17 protein-coding genes and 1 pseudogene are annotated in these 21,001 nt (G+C 70.8%); 8 read left to right on the forward strand and 10 right to left on the reverse strand.

Going from position 1 to position 21,001, the window contains the following annotated elements:
* The first annotated feature begins 9 nt into the window (after window positions 1-9).
* The 4 genes from JMF97_RS17550 (at window position 10) to JMF97_RS17565 (ending at window position 5,524) form a co-directional block, all read left to right on the forward strand.
* On the forward strand, window positions 10-1,212 hold the full coding sequence (locus JMF97_RS17550; protein ID WP_126710813.1) for a sensor histidine kinase: 1,203 nt from the start codon (window positions 10-12) through the stop codon (window positions 1,210-1,212).
* A 14-nt stretch (window positions 1,213-1,226) separates the two neighbouring features.
* A complete protein-coding gene (locus JMF97_RS17555) occupies window positions 1,227-1,916 on the forward strand; it encodes a response regulator (RefSeq protein WP_203222541.1) in 690 nt (229 codons plus the stop codon).
* 285 nt (window positions 1,917-2,201) lie between these two features.
* Window positions 2,202-2,969, forward strand: a complete 768-nt coding sequence (locus JMF97_RS17560) for an ABC transporter ATP-binding protein (RefSeq protein WP_203222542.1) — start codon at window positions 2,202-2,204, stop codon at window positions 2,967-2,969.
* Entirely contained in the window at window positions 2,969-5,524 is a 2,556-nt protein-coding gene (locus JMF97_RS17565; protein ID WP_203222543.1) for an ABC transporter permease, read from the forward strand. Before JMF97_RS17560 ends, JMF97_RS17565 begins: the two co-directional genes overlap by 1 nt.
* A gap of 81 nt (window positions 5,525-5,605) precedes the next feature.
* Here the strand turns inward: JMF97_RS17565 and JMF97_RS17570 are convergent, their stop codons facing one another.
* The 3 genes from JMF97_RS17570 to JMF97_RS17580 form a co-directional block, all read right to left on the reverse strand.
* A complete protein-coding gene (locus JMF97_RS17570) occupies window positions 5,606-6,253 on the reverse strand; it encodes an HAD family hydrolase (RefSeq protein ID WP_203222880.1) in 648 nt (215 codons plus the stop codon).
* Between the two features lie 97 nt (window positions 6,254-6,350).
* Window positions 6,351-7,088 (reverse strand): neutral zinc metallopeptidase, encoded by a 738-nt coding sequence (locus JMF97_RS17575; protein ID WP_203222544.1) that lies wholly within the window; start codon window positions 7,086-7,088, stop codon window positions 6,351-6,353.
* A 129-nt stretch (window positions 7,089-7,217) separates the two neighbouring features.
* Window positions 7,218-8,315: a calcium:cation antiporter gene (locus JMF97_RS17580; RefSeq protein ID WP_203222545.1), complete on the reverse strand. Its 1,098-nt coding sequence runs from the start codon at window positions 8,313-8,315 to the stop codon at window positions 7,218-7,220.
* Window positions 8,316-8,634: 319 nt separating this feature from the next.
* Between JMF97_RS17580 and JMF97_RS17585 the strand changes: the two genes are divergently transcribed.
* The gene (locus tag JMF97_RS17585; protein ID WP_203222546.1) at window positions 8,635-9,126 is read left to right on the forward strand and encodes a hypothetical protein; all 492 of its coding nucleotides are present in this window, start codon (window positions 8,635-8,637) and stop codon (window positions 9,124-9,126) included.
* Between the two features lie 85 nt (window positions 9,127-9,211).
* Here the strand turns inward: JMF97_RS17585 and JMF97_RS17590 are convergent.
* The 3 genes and pseudogenes from JMF97_RS17590 to metH all read right to left on the reverse strand — a co-directional run.
* Window positions 9,212-9,317, reverse strand: a pseudogene (locus JMF97_RS17590) (vitamin B12 dependent-methionine synthase activation domain-containing protein); the annotation flags it as partial.
* A 61-nt stretch (window positions 9,318-9,378) separates the two neighbouring features.
* On the reverse strand, window positions 9,379-9,957 hold the full coding sequence (locus tag JMF97_RS17595; RefSeq protein WP_203222548.1) for a hypothetical protein: 579 nt from the start codon (window positions 9,955-9,957) through the stop codon (window positions 9,379-9,381).
* 144 nt (window positions 9,958-10,101) lie between these two features.
* On the reverse strand, window positions 10,102-13,617 hold the full coding sequence (gene metH / locus JMF97_RS17600) for a methionine synthase (protein ID WP_203222549.1): 3,516 nt from the start codon (window positions 13,615-13,617) through the stop codon (window positions 10,102-10,104).
* Window positions 13,618-13,940: 323 nt separating this feature from the next.
* Here metH and JMF97_RS17605 point away from each other — a divergent pair, with 323 nt between their 5' ends.
* Entirely contained in the window at window positions 13,941-14,810 is an 870-nt protein-coding gene (locus tag JMF97_RS17605; RefSeq protein ID WP_203222550.1) for a PAC2 family protein, read from the forward strand.
* Window positions 14,811-14,956: 146 nt separating this feature from the next.
* Window positions 14,957-15,748, forward strand: a complete 792-nt coding sequence (locus JMF97_RS17610; RefSeq protein ID WP_203222551.1) for a GntR family transcriptional regulator — start codon at window positions 14,957-14,959, stop codon at window positions 15,746-15,748.
* Between the two features lie 408 nt (window positions 15,749-16,156).
* Here the strand turns inward: JMF97_RS17610 and mshC are convergent, their stop codons facing one another.
* The 4 genes from mshC to JMF97_RS17630 form a co-directional block, all read right to left on the reverse strand.
* The gene (mshC, locus tag JMF97_RS17615) at window positions 16,157-17,404 is read right to left on the reverse strand and encodes a cysteine--1-D-myo-inosityl 2-amino-2-deoxy-alpha-D-glucopyranoside ligase (protein WP_203222552.1); all 1,248 of its coding nucleotides are present in this window, start codon (window positions 17,402-17,404) and stop codon (window positions 16,157-16,159) included.
* A 64-nt stretch (window positions 17,405-17,468) separates the two neighbouring features.
* Entirely contained in the window at window positions 17,469-18,242 is a 774-nt protein-coding gene (locus JMF97_RS17620; protein ID WP_238359650.1) for an SCO1664 family protein, read from the reverse strand.
* Between the two features lie 41 nt (window positions 18,243-18,283).
* Complete coding sequence (locus JMF97_RS17625) at window positions 18,284-18,859, reverse strand: DUF3090 domain-containing protein (RefSeq protein WP_013734343.1); 576 nt, start codon at window positions 18,857-18,859, stop codon at window positions 18,284-18,286.
* Window positions 18,860-18,992: 133 nt separating this feature from the next.
* Window positions 18,993-19,697, reverse strand: coding sequence for a histidine phosphatase family protein (locus JMF97_RS17630; protein ID WP_203222554.1), 705 nt, complete (start codon window positions 19,695-19,697; stop codon window positions 18,993-18,995).
* A 439-nt stretch (window positions 19,698-20,136) separates the two neighbouring features.
* Between JMF97_RS17630 and JMF97_RS17635 the strand changes: the two genes are divergently transcribed.
* Window positions 20,137-20,724 carry a hypothetical protein gene (locus tag JMF97_RS17635; protein WP_203222555.1) on the forward strand — a complete coding sequence of 196 codons (588 nt, stop codon included), beginning with the start codon at window positions 20,137-20,139 and terminating at the stop codon, window positions 20,722-20,724.
* Window positions 20,725-21,001: the final 277 nt, after the last annotated feature.

Consider the following 21,001-nt stretch of genomic DNA (forward strand, 5'->3'; position numbering starts at 1 on the left):
CGTCGGGGCATGGGTAGGCAGCTGAGGCAGTGGCTACGGGCACGCCCGCTGGCCGGCGACGCGTTGTTGACCGTCGGGCTGGTGCTGGGTGAGGCGCTGTTCACCCTGCTGTCCCCCCGGGAGTTCTGGCCCCGGTCGCTGCCGGAGGCGCTGGGCTGGAGCCTGCTCTGTGCCAGCCCCGTGCTGTTGCGTCGGATCGCGCCGTGGCTCGCCGTGCTGGCCGCGCTGGCGTCGCTGGCCCTGCCGGTCGTGATCGAGGTGGTGCCGGCCACCCAGGGCCTCACCCTGGTCGTGCTCACCTACACCGTGGCCGCCTGCCAGCCGATACGCCCGGCGCTGGCGACCGCGGTGGCACTGTGGGTGCCGGTGGCGGTGCTGGCGCCCCTGCTGCCCACCGAGGGCCTGCCGCAGGTCGGCGCGGCGTACGTGGTGGCGAACAACCTGCTGGTCGGGATCGTGTCGTTCTCCGTGGGCCGTACGGTGCACGCCCGCCGGTCCACCACGGCGGCGCTGCGGGAACGGGCCCGGGTCGCCGAGGCCAACCAGCGCGCCCTGGCCGAGCAGGCGGTCGCCGACGAGCGGCGACGCATCGCCCGGGAACTGCACGACGTGGTGGCCCACCACGTCAGCGTGATGGGGGTGCTGGCCACCGGGGTCCGGCGGGTGCTGCCCCGCGATCCCAAGGCCGCCGACGAGGCGGTCGCCACCATCGAGGAGACCAGCCGGGCCACCCTGCGGGAGCTGCGGCGGCTGCTGGACGTGCTGCGCACCGAGGCCGAGCCGGCCGCCGACCTGGCCCCCCAGCCCGGTCTCGCCGGCATCGAGATGCTCGTCGAACAGGTCCGCGAGGCCGGGTTGCCGGTGACCTTCGCGGTGACCGGCACGCCGGGGCCGGTGGAGCAGGGCGTGGCGTTGACCGTGTACCGGATCGTGCAGGAAGCACTGACCAACGCCCTCAAGCACGCTGGCCGAGCCACCGCGCAGGTGCACGTCAGCTACCCCGGTGACGCCGTCGAGGTGGAGATCACCGACACCGGTCGAGGGCCGTCACCGGACCGGCAGCGGGTCGGGCACGGCCTGGTGGGGATGCGTGAGCGGGTCGCCCTCTACGGTGGTGTCCTGCGGACCGGGGCCCGCGCCGGCGGCGGCTACCGGGTGTACGCGCGCATTCCGGTCGAACCACTGCCCGAGACCCGCTTTGCGGCACCCTGACCCCGGAGGATGAGATGACCGATCCGACGCCGTCGACGACCCGCCCGGTGCGCATCCTGCTCGCCGACGACCAGCCGTTGCTGCGTACCGGATTCCGGATGGTGCTCGGCGCCGAACCGGACCTGGACATCGTGGCCGAGGCCGGCGACGGCGCGGAGGCGGTGGAGTTGTCCCGCCGGCTGCTGCCCGACGTGGTGCTGATGGACATCCGGATGCCGCGGATGGACGGGGTGAGCGCCACCCGGGCGATCGTCGACGCCCGGCTGCCGGTCCGGGTGCTCATCCTGACCACCTTCGAACTCGACGAGTACGTGGTGGGTGGGCTGCGGGCCGGGGCGAGTGGATTCCTGTCCAAGGACGTGCCCGCCGAGGATCTGATCACCGCGATCCGTACCGTGGCCGCCGGCGACGCGGTGGTGGCCCCGCGCATCCTGCGGCGGCTGCTGGACCGCTTCGCCGACGTGCTGCCCGATCCCGCAGCGTCACCGCCGAAGGCGCTGAGCACGCTCACCGACCGGGAACGGGAGGTGCTGGGGCAGGTGGCCCGCGGGTTGTCCAACGCCGAGATCGCCCGCACCCTGTCGGTCAGCGAGACCACCATCAAAACCCACGTCGGGAACGTGTTGACCAAGCTCGGGCTGCGCGACCGGGTGCAGGCGGTGGTCTTGGCGTACGAGTCGGGTCTGGTCCGGCCGGGGGCGTAACGTGACCGTTGCATCCGTCACCTACCGTGACGGCCTGCACCGAGAACGGTTGTCTCTCGCGGGGGCCGCAGTCGCGGATTATCGTGTGGTGACGAGCTTCGTCGCTGCTCACAGCGCTGATCCGGGATAACCCTGACCCCGGGTGGGGGACTACCCGCAGCCGGAAATCCGCACCCACTCCCCCAGGAGTCGTAGGGATCGCCGGCACACGGCGCAGATGATGGAACTCGTGCCGAGATCCACGGGAGGGCGGCACGATCTGAACAGCGACGGAGAGGTTATAACGTGACCGCTACGACAGGCCGGTCGGCAGAGGCCGCAGCCCGGGCGAGCGACGTGTGGAAGGTGTACGGCAGCGGCGAGGCTCAGGTCATCGCGCTGCGGGGGGTGAGCGCCGAGTTCGAGCGCGGACGGTTCACTGCGATCATGGGCCCCTCGGGCTCCGGCAAGTCGACGCTCATGCACTGCCTGGCCGGGTTGGACACGGTCACCCGAGGCACCGTGCACGTCGGCGACACGACGGTCACCGGTCTCGGTGACGCCGGCCTGACGAAGCTGCGGCGCGACAAGATCGGCTTCATCTTCCAGCAGTTCAACCTGCTGCCGACGCTGACCGCCAAGGAAAACATCCTGCTGCCGCTCTCCATCGCCGGCCGCAAGCCCGACCAGGCCTGGTACGACATCGTCATCGACACGGTCGGGCTGCGCGACCGGCTCGACCACCGGCCGGCGCAGCTCTCCGGCGGCCAGCAGCAGCGGGTGGCGTGCGCGCGGGCGCTGGTGGCCCGCCCCGAGGTCATCTTCGCCGACGAACCGACCGGCAACCTGGACTCGCGGGCCGGCGCCGAGGTGCTGAACTTCCTGCGCAACTCGGTACGCGAGCACGGTCAGACCATCGTCATGGTCACCCACGACCCGACCGCCGCCGCGTACGCCGACCGGGTGGTCTTCCTGGCCGACGGGCAGATCGTCTCCGAGTTGATCGAGCCGACCGCCGACACGGTACTGGACACGATGAAGAAGCTGGACACCCTGACCGAGGTGGCTCCCTGATGTTCCGGGCGACACTGAAGAGCCTGCTGGCCCGCAAGGTCCGGCTGATGTTGTCCGGCCTGGCCGTGGTGCTGGGCGTGATGTTCGTCTCCGGTGCGTTCGTGCTCACCGACACCCTCGGGCGCACCTTCGACCAGATCTTCGCCGACGCCTACGAAGAGGTCGACGTCAGCGTCGCCGCCAAGCCGAAGGTGCAGGGCAACGAGTTGGAGGGCCCGCAGCTCGCCGGGCCGGTGCCGGCCGCCGCTCTGCAGACGGTGCAGTCGGTCGACGGGGTGGCCGAGGCGACAGGTGTGGTGGCCGCCGACGGTGCCCGGCTGATCGGCAGCAACGGCAAGGTGGTCGCCTCGTTCGGTCCGCCGCAGCTCGGCGGCAACTGGGTCGGCGAGAGCGACCTGGTGCAGCTGCGCGAGGGCCGCGAGCCGCAGGCCGACGACGAAATCGTAATCAACAAGGGTCTGGCGACCACGGCCGACGTGGCCGTCGGCGACCGGGTGGGCGTGCTCACCCTCCAGCCCCGCAAGGACTTCACCATCGTCGGCATCTTCGGCTACAGCGGCGACCGGGACTCCATGGGCGGCGCCAACGAGATCATGTTCACCACACCGGCCGCGCAGGAACTGATGCTCGGCGAGCCGGACGTCTACACCAACATCGTGGCCACCGCCGCCACCGGCGTCTCCGACGAGCAGTTGCGCGACTCGGTGGCCGCCGCGGTCGGCGACGCCTACGACGTGAAGACCGGCGAGCAGCTCTCCGCCGACGCCGCCGCCGGGTTGAAGGAGGGCCTGTCCTTCTTCAACCGGATCCTGCTCGGCTTCGCCGCGGTGGCGCTGCTGGTCGGCACCTTCCTGATCCTCAACACGTTCTCGATCATCGTGGCGCAACGCACCCGGGAACTGGCCCTGCTGCGGGCCGTGGGTGCCAGCGGTAAGCAGATCATCGGCTCGGTGGTGATGGAGGCGATCGCCATCGGCCTGATCGCCGCGGTGTTCGGCCTGGCCGCCGGCATCGGCATCGGCGCGCTGCTGGCGTACCTGTTCAGCAACCTCGCCGGTGGGATGACCCTGGCCGGGATCGCGGTGCCCGCGTCGGCGGTGATCGGTGCGTTCGGTGTCGGCCTGGTGATCACCGTGCTGGCGGCGCTGCTGCCGGCGCTGCGGGCCGCGCGGATCCCCCCGATCGCGGCGATGCAGGACGTCGCCACTCCGGACCGGCCGCTGACGAAGATCACCATCGCCGGGGCGGTGGTCACCGCGATCGGCGCCATCCTGCTCTTCCTCGGCCTGGGCGGCTACGCCGACAGCAACACGCTGGCCACCATCCTCGGTGGCGTGCTGTTCGCCTTCATCGGGGTGGCCCTGCTGACGCCGCTGATCAGCAAGCCGGTGGTGGCGGCGCTCGGCGCGGTCTTCTCCGGCTGGGTGCCGGGCAAGCTGGGCCGGCTCAACTCCGGCCGCAACCCGCGCCGTACCGCGATCACGGCCGCCGCGCTGATGGTCGGCATCGCCCTGGTCACCGGCATCACCGTCATCCTGGACTCGGCCAAGAGCAGCATCAGTGGTCTGGCCCAGGACACCGTCAAGGCGGAACTGGTGATCGCCGGTGCGCAGTCCGGCCCCCGCCCGCCGACCTTCGATCCGGCGGTGCTGGACGAGGCGAAGGCGATCCCCGGGGTACGGCTGGTCGACGGCCTCTACGGCGACATGTCCCTGGTCGACGGCAAGCGCACCTACACCGGAGCGGTGACCGAACCGGCCGCCCTGCGCCAGGTCTACAGCCTGACCGCCTCCGCCGGGACCATCGACCGGCTGGGGCCCGGTGAGCTGCTCGTCAGCACGGACACCGCGAAGGATCGGGGTCTGTCGGTCGGCTCGACCGTGCCGATCCAGTTCGCCCGGGGTGAGGCGCAGACCTTCACCGTCACCGGCATCTTCGACGACTCGCCGCTGTTCACCGGGGTGCAGATGGTGGTGCCGACCCAGTCGGCCGCCGACTTCGCCATCCCGCAGCCCATCCAGGGCTTCGTCCAGCTGGAGTCCGGCACCGCGGTCGACCAGGTGCAGCCGCGTGTCGAGGCGTTGCTGGCCAACAGTCCCGAGGTGTCCGTGGTCAGCCTCGACGCGTACATCGAGCAGCAGGCCGGTCAGCTCGACAGCCTGCTCACGATGATCCGCATCCTGCTGGCGCTGGCCATCGTGATCGCCGTACTCGGCATCATCAACACCCTGGCCCTGTCGGTGCTGGAGCGGACCCGCGAGCTGGGCCTGCTGCGCGCCATCGGCCTGAAGCGGTCGCAGACCATGGGCATGATCACGGTGGAGGCGGTGGTGATCTCGGTGTTCGGCGCGCTGCTCGGCGTGGTCGTCGGCACCGGCCTGGGCGCCGCCGTGGTGGAGGCCCTGCGCGACGAGGGCATCACCGACCTGGTGCTGCCGTGGGGTCAGATGGGGGTCTTCCTCGGCCTGGCCGCGCTGATCGGCGTGATCGCGGCGGTCCTGCCCGCGATCCGCGCCGCCCGCATCAACGTCCTGGGCGCCATCGCCCACGACTGAGGTGTAAGGAAGGGCCCCCTGTTAACGCCTGGTGCGGTACAGGGGGCCCTTATTAACATCCAGCGGCCGTCGGCGCAGGCGTCAGGCGGCGGAGCGGACGAGCAGGGCGGCCAGCAGCTCCAGGTCCGCAGCGAGCAGGCTCTCCACTTGGTGTACGCCGTCGCGCGGTACCAGCGGAACCTCCGCCGGCACGGCCAGCACCGCTGCCCCGGCGGCGACCGCGCTGGCCACCCCGGTGGCCGAATCCTCGATCGCCACACACCTGTCGATCGGTACGCCGAGCAGTCGCGCCGCCGTCAGATAGGGCTCCGGGTGCGGCTTGGTCGCCTCGACCTCGTCACCGCAGACCACCACGTCGAAGCTGTCCCGCCCCAGCGTGTCCAGGGCGATCTCGACCAACGCCCGGCCACTGGAGGTGACCAGGGCCGTCGGGACCCGCGCCGCCCGCACCGCCGCCAGCAACGCCAACGCACCAGGACGCCACTGCAGCCCGGTACGGAACAGTTCGAGGATCCGCCTGTTGATCCATTCCGCGCTGACCACCGGATCGCGGTGCGGCTGCCCCAGGTCGTCGTGCAGGATCCGCATCGAGTCGGCCATCCCGGTGCCGACGATCGCCCGCCGCGCCTCGGCGGAAAGCGTGCCGCCGTACGTCTCGGCGAGCTCGGCCAACGCCACGTCCCACAGTCGCTCGCTGTCGACCAGGGTGCCGTCCATGTCGAACAGCACGGCGGCGGGGTGACTCGTCACCGGATCCTCCTCGCGTCGGGTACCCGGTGAATCCTGTCAGCCCGTCACCGCCGTACGCCCGGGTCGGTGACCTTTCTCAACCGAGCCCGCAGGCCGACAGCGACCGCTCGTAGCCCCGGAAGAACGCCTCGGCGCGCTGCTCCGGGGTGCCGTGCGAGCCCTCGGCGAACCACGGCTGACCCGGGTCGTCGCCGACGGCGAGCAGACCCTCGCGGAACTCGTCCAGGTCACCCTCGTCGAGGGTGAGCCAACCGGCTTCCACCGAACCCCCCAGGTACGCCCCGGCCATGCAGTCGGCCTGCAACTCCTGCTGGATGGTGAAGTTGTACTGGACCCCGAGGCGGGTCTGGATCCCGTGGGCGTACTCGTGGCCGATCAGGTAGTACACGAACGCGTCCCCCACCTGCCGGAACGCCCCGAACGACCAGTTGATGTCGTACGCGATGAAGTCACTGACCGTGCAGTAGACGGCGTTGTTGCGGGGCACCTCCTGCCCACCGCAGGACACCTCACCGTCGCGCTGGTAGGCGATCACCTGCCGGATCGGCCGGAACGAACTCCCGGACGCCTCGAACTGCGCCGCCCAGTAGCGCTCGGCGGTGCGCCGGGCGACCTCCACGTCCTCCTGGAACTCCTCGACCGTGTCGGTGCCGTCGGCCCGGGTCACCTCTTCGCTCGGCGACGCCGGTTCCCGCTGTTCGGTCGGCTCACCCGGCTGACCCACCGGGTCGACCATGCACGCGGTCGCCGCCACCAGCGCCACCACCAGACCGGCGAACCTGCCCCGACGCCGCTCCCGCCCGTCTGCCGCCACCGCATCCTCCCGCCTCGGCGATGCCAGCTTCCATACCCCCACGGTACGACCGGCATGCCCCTCGCCGTCTGGTACGCCGTATCGCCCTCACCGGTTCACCGTGCGACCGGTCTGGCATCCTGCGGCGTGTCAGGGGCTGGCGGCGAGGAAGACGAAGGCGGCGAACAGCACCAGGTGCACCCCGCCCTGCAACAGGGTGGCCCGCCCCGGCACCACGGTCAGTACGCCGGTGATGACTGTCAACGCGAGCAGGGTGACCTGGGTGCCGCCGAGGCCGAGCAGCAGCGGGCCTTCCAGCCAGATCGAGGCGATCGCGATGGCCGGGATGGTCAGACCGATGCTGGCCATCGCCGAACCGAGCGACAGGTTGAGGCTGATCTGCACCCGGTCACGGCGGGCGGCACGGGCAGCCGCGAGGGTCTCCGGCAGCAGCACCAGCAGCGCGATTATCACCCCGACGAACGCCGGCGGCAGGTTCACCGCCGCGACACCCGCCTCGATCGCCGGGGACACCGACTTCGCGTCCCCGACCACCGCCACCAGCGCGACGAGCAGCAACCCGAGGCTGATCAGCGCCTGCCGGGTCGACGGCGGATCGGCGTGCACCTCCTCCGGCAGCGTCTCCCCTCCGCTGCCCACCGGCAGGAAGTAGTCCCGGTGCCGACCGGTCTGCACCATCACGAACAGGGCGTACAGGGCCAGCGACACCACCGCCGCGAAGGTCAACTGGGCCGGGCTGAACTGCGGACCGGCACGGCCTATGGTGAACGTCGGCACCACCAGACTGAGCGTGGCGAGAGTCGCCACGGTGGCCAACGCGCCACCCGTACCCTCCGGATTGAACACGGCCAACCGGCGGCGCAGCGCACCGATCAGCAACGACAAGCCGAGGATGCCGTTACAGGTGATCATCACGGCGGCGAAGACCGTGTCCCGCGCCAGGGACTGCGTCTTCTCCCCACCACTGATCATCAGCGTGACGATCAGGGCCACCTCGATCACGGTGACCGCCACCGCGAGCACCAGCGACCCGTACGGCTCGCCGACCTTGTGCGCGACCACCTCGGCGTGGTGCACCGCCGCCAGGACCGCGCCGGCCAGGAACAGGCCCACGATCACGACCATGATGCCGTCGAGCTTCTGGTTCCACGTCAGCGCGAGCACCACAAGGGCAGCGATCGGTACGGACACAGTCCACGTGGTCAGGGTGCGGCGCAACGCGAGCATGATCTACATCCTGCCAGCCATGATGATCATCAACGGCGAAGCCCTCCCACAGTCCCCCGTCCGCGCGGCCCACCACGACGCCCGGCGGGCCGCCCACCACCGCCCACCACGACCCCGGGTGCCCGTCCCAGCCGCGCCCACCACGACGCCCAGCGGGCCGCCCACCGTTTCGCCGAAACGGCGTCTTCCACCCGCGCCCGATACCACCGTTACGCCGAAACGGAGTCGATCATCCTGCCCGCCTGGCGAGTTCCGCCGAGCGCAGGTAGACCGGGGCTGCCGACCGCGACGCGGCCGGGACAGCTGACAAGATCGAGCCATGCTGAGATCGGTTCAAGTCCGGACCGTGCTGGTCGTCCCTGAATCGCCGCTGCACCATCTGCACTGGCGCGGCGAGCTCGCCCTCAGCTTGGACTGCTTCATCTGCGAACGCATCGACCGTACGACAGCTTTCGTACAAGGTGCGGAACGCGCGGTCTGCTCCGGTGCCCGCGGAACCGGCGAGCACTACACCGCCGCCAGGATCTCCGTGTTCGACCAGACCACGGAACGTGACCGGACTACTCTCCGGGCAATCGTGGACTACTGGTGGAGCCCCTTCCACGACGCCATCCGAGTCCAGCCGGCCCACTCCCTCACCCACACACCATGGGTCCGGCACCACCTCGGGTACTACTGCCAGCAGCAAGAGCAGGCCGGCGAGTTCTCCATCCAGACGAACGTCCTCCGGCCGCAATCCATCGACTGCCAGCACTGCTCCACGCCGATCGCCCAGAGCCACGAACCGCCCGAGCTACGACTCCTGACCTGACCGACCACGGCCCCGACGGCCTGCGCGCCCATCTGGACAGTGTTTGTACAGCTCAGGCCGGGCGATGACGGCACTTGGCGGTTACCCGGTCCTCCAGGTCGGGGCAGGCCGGGTAACCGAACGCGTACCGGCAGCCCTGGTAGTCGGTACGCAGCAAAGTCGGCCAGGTCGGTCGGATCATCGGCGGCGGCGGTACGGCCGTCGGGCAGGGGCCGCTGTCAGCCGGTCTCGGTGAGAACAGCCCGGCGGTGATCAGCCGGCGCGGATCAGATCCAGTGTGTGCACCGCCAGCCGGACCGCTGCCGGCCGCATCGCCGCCGCCTGCTCGTCGCTCACCGAACTCACCACTGTCAGCCGGACCTCCATGATCACGTTGGCGTCCAGCATCTCGATCCTGACATCGTCCCGGAGCTGCTGATAACGGACCGCATCGGCGACGATCTCCGAACCGCCCTCGAACGGCTCCGCCGAAGTCACGGTGGCGGAACGCTCGAATCCGGTACGAGCCTCGCCCACCCCACCAAAGCTCTGCATCTTCAAGAACACGAACCCGCCGCGGAACTCATCCCCCTCGAAGAAACCCTTGTGGCACCGGACGTTGGGGCCACGATCGTCATCCAACGGCGGAATCGGCATCGGCCCGCCGTCGAAGGCCGATGTGGCGAGCGCGTAGTCGACACGGTCGCAGAGGTCGTCCGGCACGACATGAATCGCCTCGGACGACGCCGTCGCATCCGGCGCCCCATCACTGGCGCAGCCCACCAGCAACAGAACCGGTAGCACAACACCGGCCACCGCAGTCAGCGCCACACGAGCAGGAAAGATCGTCACGGCGGGTGAGTGTGCCAGACCCGCCGACCCCCGTGAGATCCGATCGACGCGCGGACATCCCGGACCACAGCAGCGACCACACCTGACCACACCGCCTGCGGTCAGGCACTCAGCTCGACAGTGCGCCGGTGACGCCCTTGCCTCCTACTTGGCGTTGAAGTAGCTCGCTTCGGGGTGGTGGACGACGATGGCGTCGGTGGCCTGCTCGGGCATGAGCTGGAACTCCTCGGACAGTTGCACCCCGATCCGCTCCGCGCCGAGCAGCTCCACGATCTTCGCCCGGTCCTCCAGGTCGGGGCAGGCCGGGTAGCCGAACGCGTACCGGCAGCCCCGGTAGTCGGTGCGGAGCAGGCCGGCCAGGTCGGTCGGGTCGTCGTCGGCGACGGTACGGCCGTCCGGCAGGGTCAGCTCGGCGCGTACGCGCTTGTGCCAGTACTCGGCCAGGGCCTCGGTGAGCTGCACGGACAGGCCGTGCACCTCCAGGTAGTCGCGGTACTCGTTGCGGGCGAACAGTTTGGCCGCGTACTCGCTGACCGGTTGACCCACGGTGACCAGTTGCAGCGCGACCACGTCCAATTCTTCGCCGCGGGGGCGGAAGAAGTCGGCCAGGCAGAGCCGCCGCTCCTGCCGCTGCCGGGGGAAGGTGAACCGGGCCCGCTCGGCGTGCCCGTTCTCGTCCAGCACCACCAGGTCGTTGCCCTCGGAGTACGCCGGGAAGTAGCCGTACACCACGGCCGCCTCCAGCACCTGGTCGGCGATCAGGCGGTCCAGCCAGTAGCGCAGCCGGGGCCGGCCCTCGGTCTCCACCAGTTCCTCGTACGACGGGCCCTTGCCACCGCGCGCACCGCGCAGCCCCCACTGGCCCATGAAGGTGGCCCGCTCGTCGAGCAGCGCCGCGTAGTCGGCCAGCGGCACCCCCTTGACCACCCGGGTGCCGTAGAACGGGGCGGTCGGCACCGGCACGTCGGCGGCCACGTCGGAGCGGACCGAGGTGTCCGTCAGCTCCGGCAGGGACTCGGTGACCATGGCGCGCTGCCGTTCGCGGCGGGCCCGCCGGGCGGCCAGGGCCGCCTCCCGCTCGGGATCGATGACCGGCGCGCCGCCACGCTTGGCGGTCATCACCCGGTCCATCAGGGACAGCCCCTCGAAGGCGTCACGGGCGTAGTGCACCTGGCCGGGGAACATCGACCGCAGGTCGTCCTCGACGTACGCCCGGGTCAGTGCGGCGCCACCGAGCAGGACCGGCCAGCGCTCCGCGACCCCGCGCGACGCCATCTCGGCCAGGTTCTCCTTCATGATGACGGTGCTCTTGACCAGCAGGCCGGACATGCCGATGGCGTCGGCGCGGTGCTGCTCGGCGGCGTCGAGGATGGCGGAGATCGGCTGCTTGATGCCGATGTTCACCACCTCGTAGCCGTTGTTGGACAGGATGATGTCGACCAGGTTCTTGCCGATGTCGTGCACGTCGCCCTTGACGGTGGCGAGCACGATGCGGCCCTTGCCACCGTCGTCGGCCTTCTCCATGTGCGGTTCGAGGTACGCCACCGCGGTCTTCATCACCTCGGCGGACTGGAGCACGAACGGCAACTGCATCTGCCCGGAGCCGAACAGCTCACCGACGACCTTCATCCCGTCGAGCAGGATGTCGTTGATGATGGCCAGCGGCGCGGTGCCGGCGGCCATCGCGGCGTCCAGGTCGGACTCCAGGCCGTTGCGTTCACCGTCGATGATCCGCCGCTTGAGCCGCTCGTTGAGCGGCAGGGCGGCCAACTCCTCGGCCCGGGTGGCCCGCGCGGACGCCGCGTCGACGCCCTCGAAGACCTCGATGAACCGCTGCACCGGGTCGTAGCCCTCACGACGCCGGTCGTAGATCAGGTCGAGGGCGATCTCCCGCTGCTGCTCGGGGATCTTCGACATCGGCAGGATCTTGCTGGCGTGCACGATCGCCGAGGTGAGCCCGGCCTGCACGCACTCGTGCAGGAAGACCGAGTTGAGCACCTGCCGGGCGGCCGGGTTGAGCCCGAAGGAGACGTTCGAGATGCCCAGGGTGAAGTTGACCCCGGGCCAGCGGCGGGCGATCTCCCGGATCGCCTCGATGGTCTCGATGCCGTCGCGCCGGGTCTCCTCCTGCCCGGTGGCGATCGGGAAGGTCAGCGCGTCGATGAGGATGTCGGCGCGGCGCAACCCCCACCGCTCGGTGAGGTCACCGATCAGCCGTCCGGCGACGCGCACCTTCCACTCCGCCGTACGCGCCTGGCCCTCCTCGTCGATGAGCAGCGCGACCACGGCGGCGCCGTGTTCGGCGACCACCGGCATCACCCGGGCGTACCGGGAGTCGGGGCCGTCGCCGTCCTCGAAGTTGACCGAGTTGACCACGCACCGGCCGCCGAGCATCTCCAGCCCGGCCTCGATCACCGCAGGCTCGGTCGAGTCGAGCATGATCGGCAGGGTGGAGGCGGTGGCGAACCGCCCGGCCAACTCCCGCATGTCGACGGTGCCGTCGCGACCGACGTAGTCGACGCAGAGATCCAGCAGGTGCGAGCCGTCACGGGCCTGGCTGCGGGCGATCTCCACGCACGCCTGCCAGTCGGCGGCGAGCATCGCCTCCCGGAACGCCTTCGAGCCGTTGGCGTTGGTCCGCTCCCCCACCATCAGCACACTCGCGTCCTGCGCGAACGGCACGTGGTGGTAGATCGAGGAGACACCCGCGTCGATACGCGGCTCACGGGCCACCGGCGCGACGTCGCGCAGCCGTTCGGCGAGCACCCGGATGTGTTCGGGGGTGGTGCCGCAACAACCACCGACCAGCGCCACGCCGTAGTCGACGACGAAGCGTTCCAGCGCCTCGGCCATGTCCTCGGGCCCGAGGGGGAAGTACGCGCCGTCGGAGGTGAGCACCGGCAGCCCGGCGTTGGGCATCACCGACACCGGGACGGTGGAGTGCTGGGACAGGTAGCGCAGGTGCTCACCCATCTCGGCCGGGCCGGTCGAGCAGTTGAGGCCGATCAGGTCGACCCCCAGCGGCTCGATCGCGGTGAGCGCCGCACCGATCTCGCTGCCCAGCAGCATCGTTCCGGTGGTTTCGACCGCCACGTGGCAGATGATCGGCACCTGCCGGCCCGCCTCGGCCATCGCCCGCTTCGACCCGATCACCGCGGCCTTCACCTGGAGCAGGTCCTGGCAGGTCTCGATGATCAGAGCGTCCGCCCCACCGGCGATCAGACCACCGGCATTCTGCTGGTACGCGTCACGCAGGCTGGCGTAGGAGGCGTGCCCCAGGGTGGGCAGCTTCGTACCCGGGCCGATGGAACCCAGCACCCAGCGGGGGCGCTCCGCCGTCTCGTACGCGTCGGCGGCCTCCCGGGCCAGCCGCGCGCCGGCCTCGGACAGCTCCCAGATCCGGTCGGCGATGTCGTACTCGGCGAGGTTGGGCAGGTTGGCACCGAAGGTGTTCGTCTCGATGCAGTCGGCGCCCGCCGCGAGGTACGCCTCGTGGACCCCGCGCACCACGTCCGGTCGGGTGACGTTGAGGATCTCGTTGCAGCCCTCAAGGCCATCGAAGTCGTCCAGGCTCAGGTCGGCGGCCTGGAGCATCGTCCCCATCGCCCCGTCGGTGATGAGGATCCGGTCTGCCAACGCATCGAGCAACGAAGTCCGCACATTGTCAGGTTAGTCCGCTCCGGCACGAACTGAACCACCGCCGCGTGCCATCCCACATCGTGCCGTCGATGGCAGCTGCCCACTCTGCTGCGCTGTGCCCGGGGGACCGGAGATCGGACGGAGCGAGCCGCCCGGCGTCCGGCGGGGTGTCGGTACCGATCCGGAGGCGTGTCGGTGGCGATCCGGCGCGGCCGGCGGGCCCTGTCCGGACAAGGCACGTAGGCTACCAATGTGAGGGACTACAGCGACACCACCATGCACGACGGGCGCACGACCGGGGCCAGCCTGGGTCGCGCCGGTGAGGCACGGGGTGAGGTGACGGCGTGACCGAATTCGACGGGCTGCCGGTGCTGCGGTCTCCGGTGGCCATAGCCGCCTTCGAGGGGTGGAACGACGCCGCCGACGCCTCGACCGCCGCAGTCGAGCACCTGGAACAGGTGTGGCAGGCCAGACCGATCACCGAGCTCGACCCGGAGGACTTCTACGACTTCCAGGTCAGCCGGCCCACCATCGCGATGTCCGACGGCGCCACCCGGCGGGTGGAATGGCCCACCACCCGGTTCGCCGTGGCCAGCCCGTCGGGCACCGAGCGGGACGTGGTGCTGATCCGGGGCATCGAGCCGAGCATGCGGTGGCGCACCTTCTGTGAACAGGTGCTGGAGATCTGCCACAGCCTGGAGGTCGAGCGGGTGGTGCTGCTCGGCGCGCTGCTGGCCGACGTGCCGTACACCCGACCGCTGCCGATCAGCGGCAGCGCCTCCGACGCCGACGCCGCCAAGCGCTACCAGCTCACCCCGACCCGGTACGACGGCCCGACCGGCATCGTCGGCGTCCTGCACGACGCCTGCACCCGCGCCGAGGTCGACGCGGTCTCGTTCTGGGTGCACGTGCCGCACTACGCCAACAACCCGCCCTGCCCGAAGGCGACCCTGGCCCTGCTGCACCGGGTCGAGGAAGTCGTCGACCTGCCGGTGCCGATGGCCGACCTGGCCGAGGAGGCCGCCGAGTGGGAGCAGCGGGTACGCAGCGCCGCCGAGCAGGACGCCGAACTCGGCGAGTACGTCCGTGAGCTGGAGGAACGCGTCGGCGACGCGGGCATCACCCCGTTGACCGGGGACGAGATCGCCCAGGAGTTCGAGAAGTACCTCCGCCGTCGAGGCGGTTCCGCCGGCCCCACCGCCGGCTCCTGGTAGTCACCCTTCCTCGCAGGCCCCAGGCGATACCGCCTGGGGCCTGTTTCTGATCACCTCTCCCCCGGCGCCTGATGCGCTGGAGTGTCGGGGTGGCGCGGATCACCACGCGTAGGGCATCCTAGGAACCTAGCTGATAGGGGGTCGGGATGCAGATCAACCCGGGGGCGGCGGAGTTCCCGCACCGACAGATCGCCGCGCAGCTCAAGGCGCAGATCCGACGCGGCGACTGGGGTCCCGGCGAGCGCCTACCGTCGATCCCGGCCATCGCCGAGATGTTCGGCGTGGCGAAGCAGACCGTGCAGCGCGCCGTCGACCAACTGCGCGTCGAGGGCGTCCTGATCACCAAACCCGGTTCCGGTACGTACGTCCGCGGCACCCGGCGACGACTCAACCGGCTGTCCCGGGGGCGCTACGGCGGCTTCCGCGGCTACCACACCGACCTGGCCGCCCGCTACCGCCAGCAACTCGTCTCCGTGGGCCGCTCCCCCGCCCCACCCGAGGTGGCGGACGCGTTCGGCGTACCGGACGGCACCGAGCTGCTCTGCCGCCGGCATCTGGTCCGTACCGAGGACTCACCGGTCGAGGTCGGCGCCTCCTGGTTCCTGCCCGCCGACACCGCCGGCACCACCCTGGAACGCGCCGAGGCCTTCGGCCGCCCGCTCTACCAGGAAGCCGAGGAGGCCACCGGCCGACGGTACGCGACGGCCACCGACACGATCACCGCCCGCCAGCCCAGTCGGGAGGAGGCGGAAACCCTCCAGATCCGCCCCGACACCCCCGTGCTGCACCTGCTGCACGTGGCGTACGACGCCCACCGCAAGCCCATCGAGGTCGCCCAGGCCACCTGGCCCGGCCCGGTCACCACCCTCACCGAGGAATACAAGATCCCCGCCCCCACCCCAGACCCCCACCCCGACCCAGGCCTCATCCTCGGCTAACCCCCGCCCCTCACCTGCGGCCCGCGCTCACCCCCGAGCCCGCGCCCCACCCTCTCGCCCGCGCCCGTGGTTCGCGCGCGCTCGCCCTGCGCCCTGCACTCTCACCCCGTGCCGCGCTCGCGCTCGCCTCACCCGCGCCCGCCCTCCCACCCGTGCCCGTGCTCGGCCCTCCCTCACCCGCGCCCCGACCTCCTCCGCCGATCTTGCACTTTCTGTCGCCACATAAGCCCCAAAAGCCTCGTATCCTCGACCAAAACTGCAAGATCGACGGGGCGAGGGCGCGAGCGAGCGCGAGGGCGCGAGGGCGGGCACGGAGGGCAGGCAGCGTCCTCGACCACGCGGCTCAGGCGCAAGGCACGAGGAAGGGAGGGCGCGAGGGAGCGAGGGATGGCGGGTGGGAGGGGAGGGTTAGAGGCGGATGCCGAGGAGGGCGTCGAGGGTTTGGGAGAAGAGGGCGGGGGCGGTGGGGTCGGTGGGGGTGTCGGGCGAGGGGGTCAGGGTCTGGTCGGCCCACTCGTCGGCGAGGCGCAGGGCACCGGGCGAGTCGAGGTCGTCGGTGAGGCGGTCGCGTACGGCTGCCAGGAAGGCTTCCCCGGACGGGCCGGCAGGGGCGGCGGCGGCCCGTCGCCAGCGGTCCAGGCGCTGGTGCGCGGTGGCCAGCAGGTCATCGGTCCACGACCGGTCGGCGCGGTAGTGGCCGAAGAGCAGCGCCAGGCGTACCGCCATCGGGTCCACCTTGTCGGCGCGCAGCCGGGAGACGAAGACCAGGTTGCCCAGCGACTTGGACATCTTCTCGCCGTCCAGGCCGATCATCCCGGCGTGCACGTAGTGCTGGGCGAAGGGTGCCGCGCCGGTCAGCCGCTCGGCGTGCGCGGCGGAACACTCGTGGTGCGGGAAGATCAGGTCGTTGCCGCCGCCCTGCACGTCGATGGTGTTGCCGAGCAGCGCCAGGGCGATCACGGTGCACTCGATGTGCCAGCCGGGCCGACCCGGGCCCAGCTCGCCGCCGGGCCAGGAGGGTTCGTCCTCGCGGGCGCCCCGCCACAGCAGCGGGTCGAGCGGGTCGCGTTTGCCGGCCCGGTCCGGGTCGCCGCCGCGCTCGGGGAAGAGTTCCAGCATCTCGGCGCGGGACAGGTTGGACTCGTAGCCGAAGCGGGGCGCAGCGGAGATGTCGAAGTAGACGTCGCCGGTGCCGTCGTCCAGCCGGTACGCGGCGTCGTCCTTGAGCAGCACCAGCACCTTCTCGGCGATCTCCGGGATCGACTCGACGGCACCGACGTAGTGCGCCGGCGGGATGATCCGCAGCGCCTCCATGTCCTCCCGGAACAGCGCGGTCTCCCGCATGGCCAGGACCTTCCAGTCCTCACCGTCCCGCTCGGCGCGCTCCAGCAGGGGGTCGTCGATGTCGGTGACGTTCTGCACGTACCGCACCTCGTGGCCGGCGTCGCGCCACATCCGCTGCACCAGGTCGAACGTGATCATGGTGGCGGCGTGGCCGAGGTGGGTGGCGTCGTACGGGGTGATGCCGCAGACGTACATGGTCGCCGTGCCGGGCGGATCGGTCGGGTGCACAGCCTGCCGTGCCGAGTCGTACAACCTCAGCGCCTTGCTCCTGCCCGGCAAACGCGGCACCTCGTGCCCCACCCAAGACTCCATGACCGTCAGCCTAACCAGCCCGGAGGCGTGGCCATGGCCAGCCAGGGGTGATCAACGCCTCAGCTCACAGGGGCGGCCAGGGCACTGCCGGCCAGTCCCGGGACGGCTGGGGAAAACGGCCGCGTCGGCACAGCCGGTCGATGCGCGCCGCCAACTTGGTTATCTCACTGAGCGTGAGATGCTCGGCGAGTTCGGTGCCGAGCGGGCCACGGACCTGACCGGCGAGCCGGTCGAGCACCTCGAGGGCGTCGGTGGGCAACGGCCGCCCGGCCCAGCCCCAGAGCACCGTACGCAGCTTCTCCTCCACGTGGAAGCTGACGCCGTGGTCGACCCCGTAGATCCGGTCGTCGGGGCCGAGCAGGACGTGGCCGCCCTTACGGTCCGCATTGTTGATCACCGCGTCGAGCACCGCGAGCCTGGCCAGCCGGGGGTCGTCGGCGTGGGCCAGGGCGTACGGTGTGCCGTCGTCGTCGCGGGCGGCGGCGATCGGGAACCAGCGCGGTGGTACGGCGTCGGCCGGGACGAACCCGACCAGCGGCTCGGCGTCGTCGGGTTCGTCGATCCACAGCTGACACGAGCCCGGCCCGAACGGCCCGTCCCGCAGCACGGTCGGCGGTACCAGATCCCAGCCGGTGGCCGCGGACACCAGGTAGGCGGCGACCTCCCGCCCCGCCAGGGTGCCGTCCGGGAAGTCCCACAACGGACGCTCGCCGCGTACCGGCTTGTACACGCAGCGGGCGGTCGTGTCGTCGAGGGTGAGAATGCCGCGCAGGGTGGTGTTCGACGCGTCGACCAGCCGACCCTCCACGGTCAGCTCACCGTCGCGCAGCAGGCGCATCGCGGCGACACCGTCCTGTCGGGGGGTCACGCCGGACGCCGTCACCGGTGATAGCCGTTGTTTCGGGGGCAGAGGTGACCCGCCGGGTCGAGCGGCTGGCCGCAGAGTGGGCAGGGTGGACGGCCGGCGTTGACCACGCGCCGGGCCCGTTCGATGAACTCGCGGGTCGCCTCGGGGGTCAACCGCACCCGGAGTCGGTCGAGGTCCTCGTCCGGCTCGACGTCGTCGGCCTCGTCCTCCTCGGACTCGCCCAGCTCCATCTCGGCCTCGACTTCGCCGACCGCGATCGCCTCGATCACCACGGTCGCGGTGTCCGCGTCGAAGGCCAGGCCCAGCGTGCCGACCCGGAACTCCTCGTCGACCGGCGTCTCCAGCGGCTCGTTGTCGCCGACCGAGGCCGGTGCCTCGGGTAGTTCCACCCCGAACCGTCGCTGGGCCTCGGTGAGCAGTTCCTCCAGCTTTTCGGCGAGCAGGGAGACCTGGACCTTCTCCAACGCGACGCTGACCAGTCGGCCGCCGCCGCGCGCCTGGAGGAAGAACGTGCGCTCCCCCGGCGGCCCGACGGTCCCGGCGACGAACCGCTCCGGCGGCTCGAAGGCGTGCACCTGGTGCGTCATACCCACGACCCTATCCGGCGGCCCCGGGCACCGCGCACCCCACCGACCCGATTTCCGGTACGCTCCCCGGCCCGCCGCGCCGCCCTTGCGCCCGTGCGGTTCGCGGGCCTGTCGTCGGCCCGGGCCGGGCGACTCACCGGGCCCCTCCGGCCCCACCGCCCACCGCGGCGTCCGAGTCGGTGGGCCGGCTGGCCCGCCGACGCCGCTTACGCTGCGGCGGGACCAGCCCGGCCAGGTCGCCGCCGACGTCGTTGAGGCGCAGCAGGAACGGGCGCAGCGGGGTGTAGCGGATCGCGGTCACCGACGCCGGGTCCACCACGATCCGCTGAAAAAGATCAAGGTGTACGCCGAGCGCGTCCGCCACGATCGCCTTGATCACGTCGCCGTGGCTGCAGGCCAGCCAGACCGCCTCGGGGCCGTGCTCGGCGGTCACCCGGGCGTCCCAGGCGCGTACGGTGGCGACCGCGCGGGCCGCCATCTGTGCCATCGACTCCCCCTCGGGGAAGACTGCGGCGCTGGGATGCTGCTGCACCACCGGCCAGAGCGGCTCCTTGGCCAGCTTCTTCAGCGGCTGTCCTTCCCAGGTGCCGTATCCGCACTCGATGAGCCCGTCGTCGGGCACCGGCGACGCCTGCGGCAACGCCAGTTCGAGGGTGCGCCGGCAGCGGACCAGCGGGCTGCTCACCACGGCGGCCAGGGGCAGCCCGCGTAGGCGCTCACCCACCGCCGTGGCCTGGGCCTGACCGGTCTCGTCGAGGTCGACCGGTTGCCGACCGGCCAGTCCCCCGTCGGCGTTCGCGGTGGTACGTCCGTGCCGCAGGAGCAGAAGTGTGGCCACGTACCCACCCTAGGCCGCCGACGCTCCCCGATGGTCGGCACACCGTTCGCGACGCCGCCGCCCGTTTCGTACCATCCATGCCGTTGTGGGGTCTGTCTGCCTGGCCGCGGTCCGTGCCGGCACCGAGCGGGCCGTCTGAGCGTTATGCCGGATTCGGCCAATGTCGGCGCGACGGAATGTCGAGCGGGTGCCGGGCGTTTTAATCGGTGGCCGACCGAGCAGGGCCGCGCACGCCACGATCCCCCGTCCAGATGGCGTGGCTGGCGGGAATGACCCGCCCCGGTAGGTCGTTATACCTGGTCCGGTGCCGCGAAGACCTCAGGTCCGCCGCCGGAGATCCCCCAAGTCTTTCCTCTCATGCTCTGTGCGCCATGACGGCGCTGGTGTCGCCCGCCGATCCCCCGTCGGTGACGCCCAACCCCCGAATGGAGCTTTGATCATGAACACCATGCTGCGTAAGAGCGTCCTCGCCATCGCCGGCCTCACCGTCGCCGGCGGTCTCGCCGCCGGACCGCTCAACCACGCCACCACCGACACCACCACGAACACCACCACCACCGCCGTCGCGCAGGCCACCAAGCCCGACACCACCAAGCTCATCCCCCACGGCGTGCAGGGTGCGCAGTCGCGCATCGACCTGAACGACGAGCAGACCGCCAACACCAAGGCGATCATCGCCGCCACGAAGAAGGCCGGTATGGACGAGCGTGCCGCGGTCGTGTCGATCGCGACGGCGTTGCAGGAGTCGAAGTTGGAGAACCTTGGCCACCTGGGTGACCGTAACGACCACGACTCGCAGGGCCTGTTCCAGCAGCGTCCGTCCAGTGGTTGGGGCACGGTGGAGCAGATCACCGACCCCGAGTACTCGACCACCGCATTCCTGAAGGGCCTCAAGCAGGTCGACGGCTGGCAGAACATGCCCCTGACCGAAGCCGCGCAGACCGTCCAGGTCTCCGCCTACCCCTTCCACTACGCCCAGTGGGAACAGCAGGCCGCCGACCTCGTCGCCGAACACTGGAACAGCTGACCCCAAAGACATTCCTCCACAGGGGGAGCAAGAACTGTTGGCCGGCACCCGAACCCGGGGTGCCGGCCAACAGCCGTCTCCATTTCCACCACCCGACCCGACGGCCCCCGCCCATGCCCACCGCAACGAGCCGACGACACCCCACCGGGTTCCGCCCACCGCACCGTCTCGACGGCGCCGGACCAGGTCAGGCTGGGGCGACCGTGCCCGGCGTAGGGATCAAGCCTGACCGCCCGAAGCCGGGCACGGTCGCCCCAGCCCCACCGCAACCACCCCG

The sequence above is a fragment of the Micromonospora fiedleri genome, assembly GCF_016774385.1.
Classification (GTDB): domain Bacteria; phylum Actinomycetota; class Actinomycetes; order Mycobacteriales; family Micromonosporaceae; genus Micromonospora; species Micromonospora gifhornensis.

What these genes read in the sequence shown, in the direction of transcription:
- JMF97_RS17555 (WP_203222541.1), top strand. Translation starts at nt 1,227, where the DNA reads ATGACCGATCCGACGCCGTCGACGACCCGCCCGGTGCGCATCCTGCTC.
- JMF97_RS17565 (WP_203222543.1), top strand. Translation starts at nt 2,969, where the DNA reads ATGTTCCGGGCGACACTGAAGAGCCTGCTGGCCCGCAAGGTCCGGCTG.
- JMF97_RS17620 (WP_238359650.1), bottom strand. Translation starts at nt 18,242, where the DNA reads ATGCGCCTGCTGCGCGACGGTGAGCTGACCGTGGAGGGTCGGCTGGTC.
- JMF97_RS17635 (WP_203222555.1), top strand. Translation starts at nt 20,137, where the DNA reads ATGAACACCATGCTGCGTAAGAGCGTCCTCGCCATCGCCGGCCTCACC.
- JMF97_RS17550 (WP_126710813.1), top strand. Translation starts at nt 10, where the DNA reads ATGGGTAGGCAGCTGAGGCAGTGGCTACGGGCACGCCCGCTGGCCGGC.
- mshC (WP_203222552.1), bottom strand. Translation starts at nt 17,404, where the DNA reads ATGGAGTCTTGGGTGGGGCACGAGGTGCCGCGTTTGCCGGGCAGGAGC.
- JMF97_RS17610 (WP_203222551.1), top strand. Translation starts at nt 14,957, where the DNA reads ATGCAGATCAACCCGGGGGCGGCGGAGTTCCCGCACCGACAGATCGCC.
- JMF97_RS17625 (WP_013734343.1), bottom strand. Translation starts at nt 18,859, where the DNA reads ATGACGCACCAGGTGCACGCCTTCGAGCCGCCGGAGCGGTTCGTCGCC.
- JMF97_RS17585 (WP_203222546.1), top strand. Translation starts at nt 8,635, where the DNA reads ATGCTGAGATCGGTTCAAGTCCGGACCGTGCTGGTCGTCCCTGAATCG.
- JMF97_RS17580 (WP_203222545.1), bottom strand. Translation starts at nt 8,315, where the DNA reads ATGCTCGCGTTGCGCCGCACCCTGACCACGTGGACTGTGTCCGTACCG.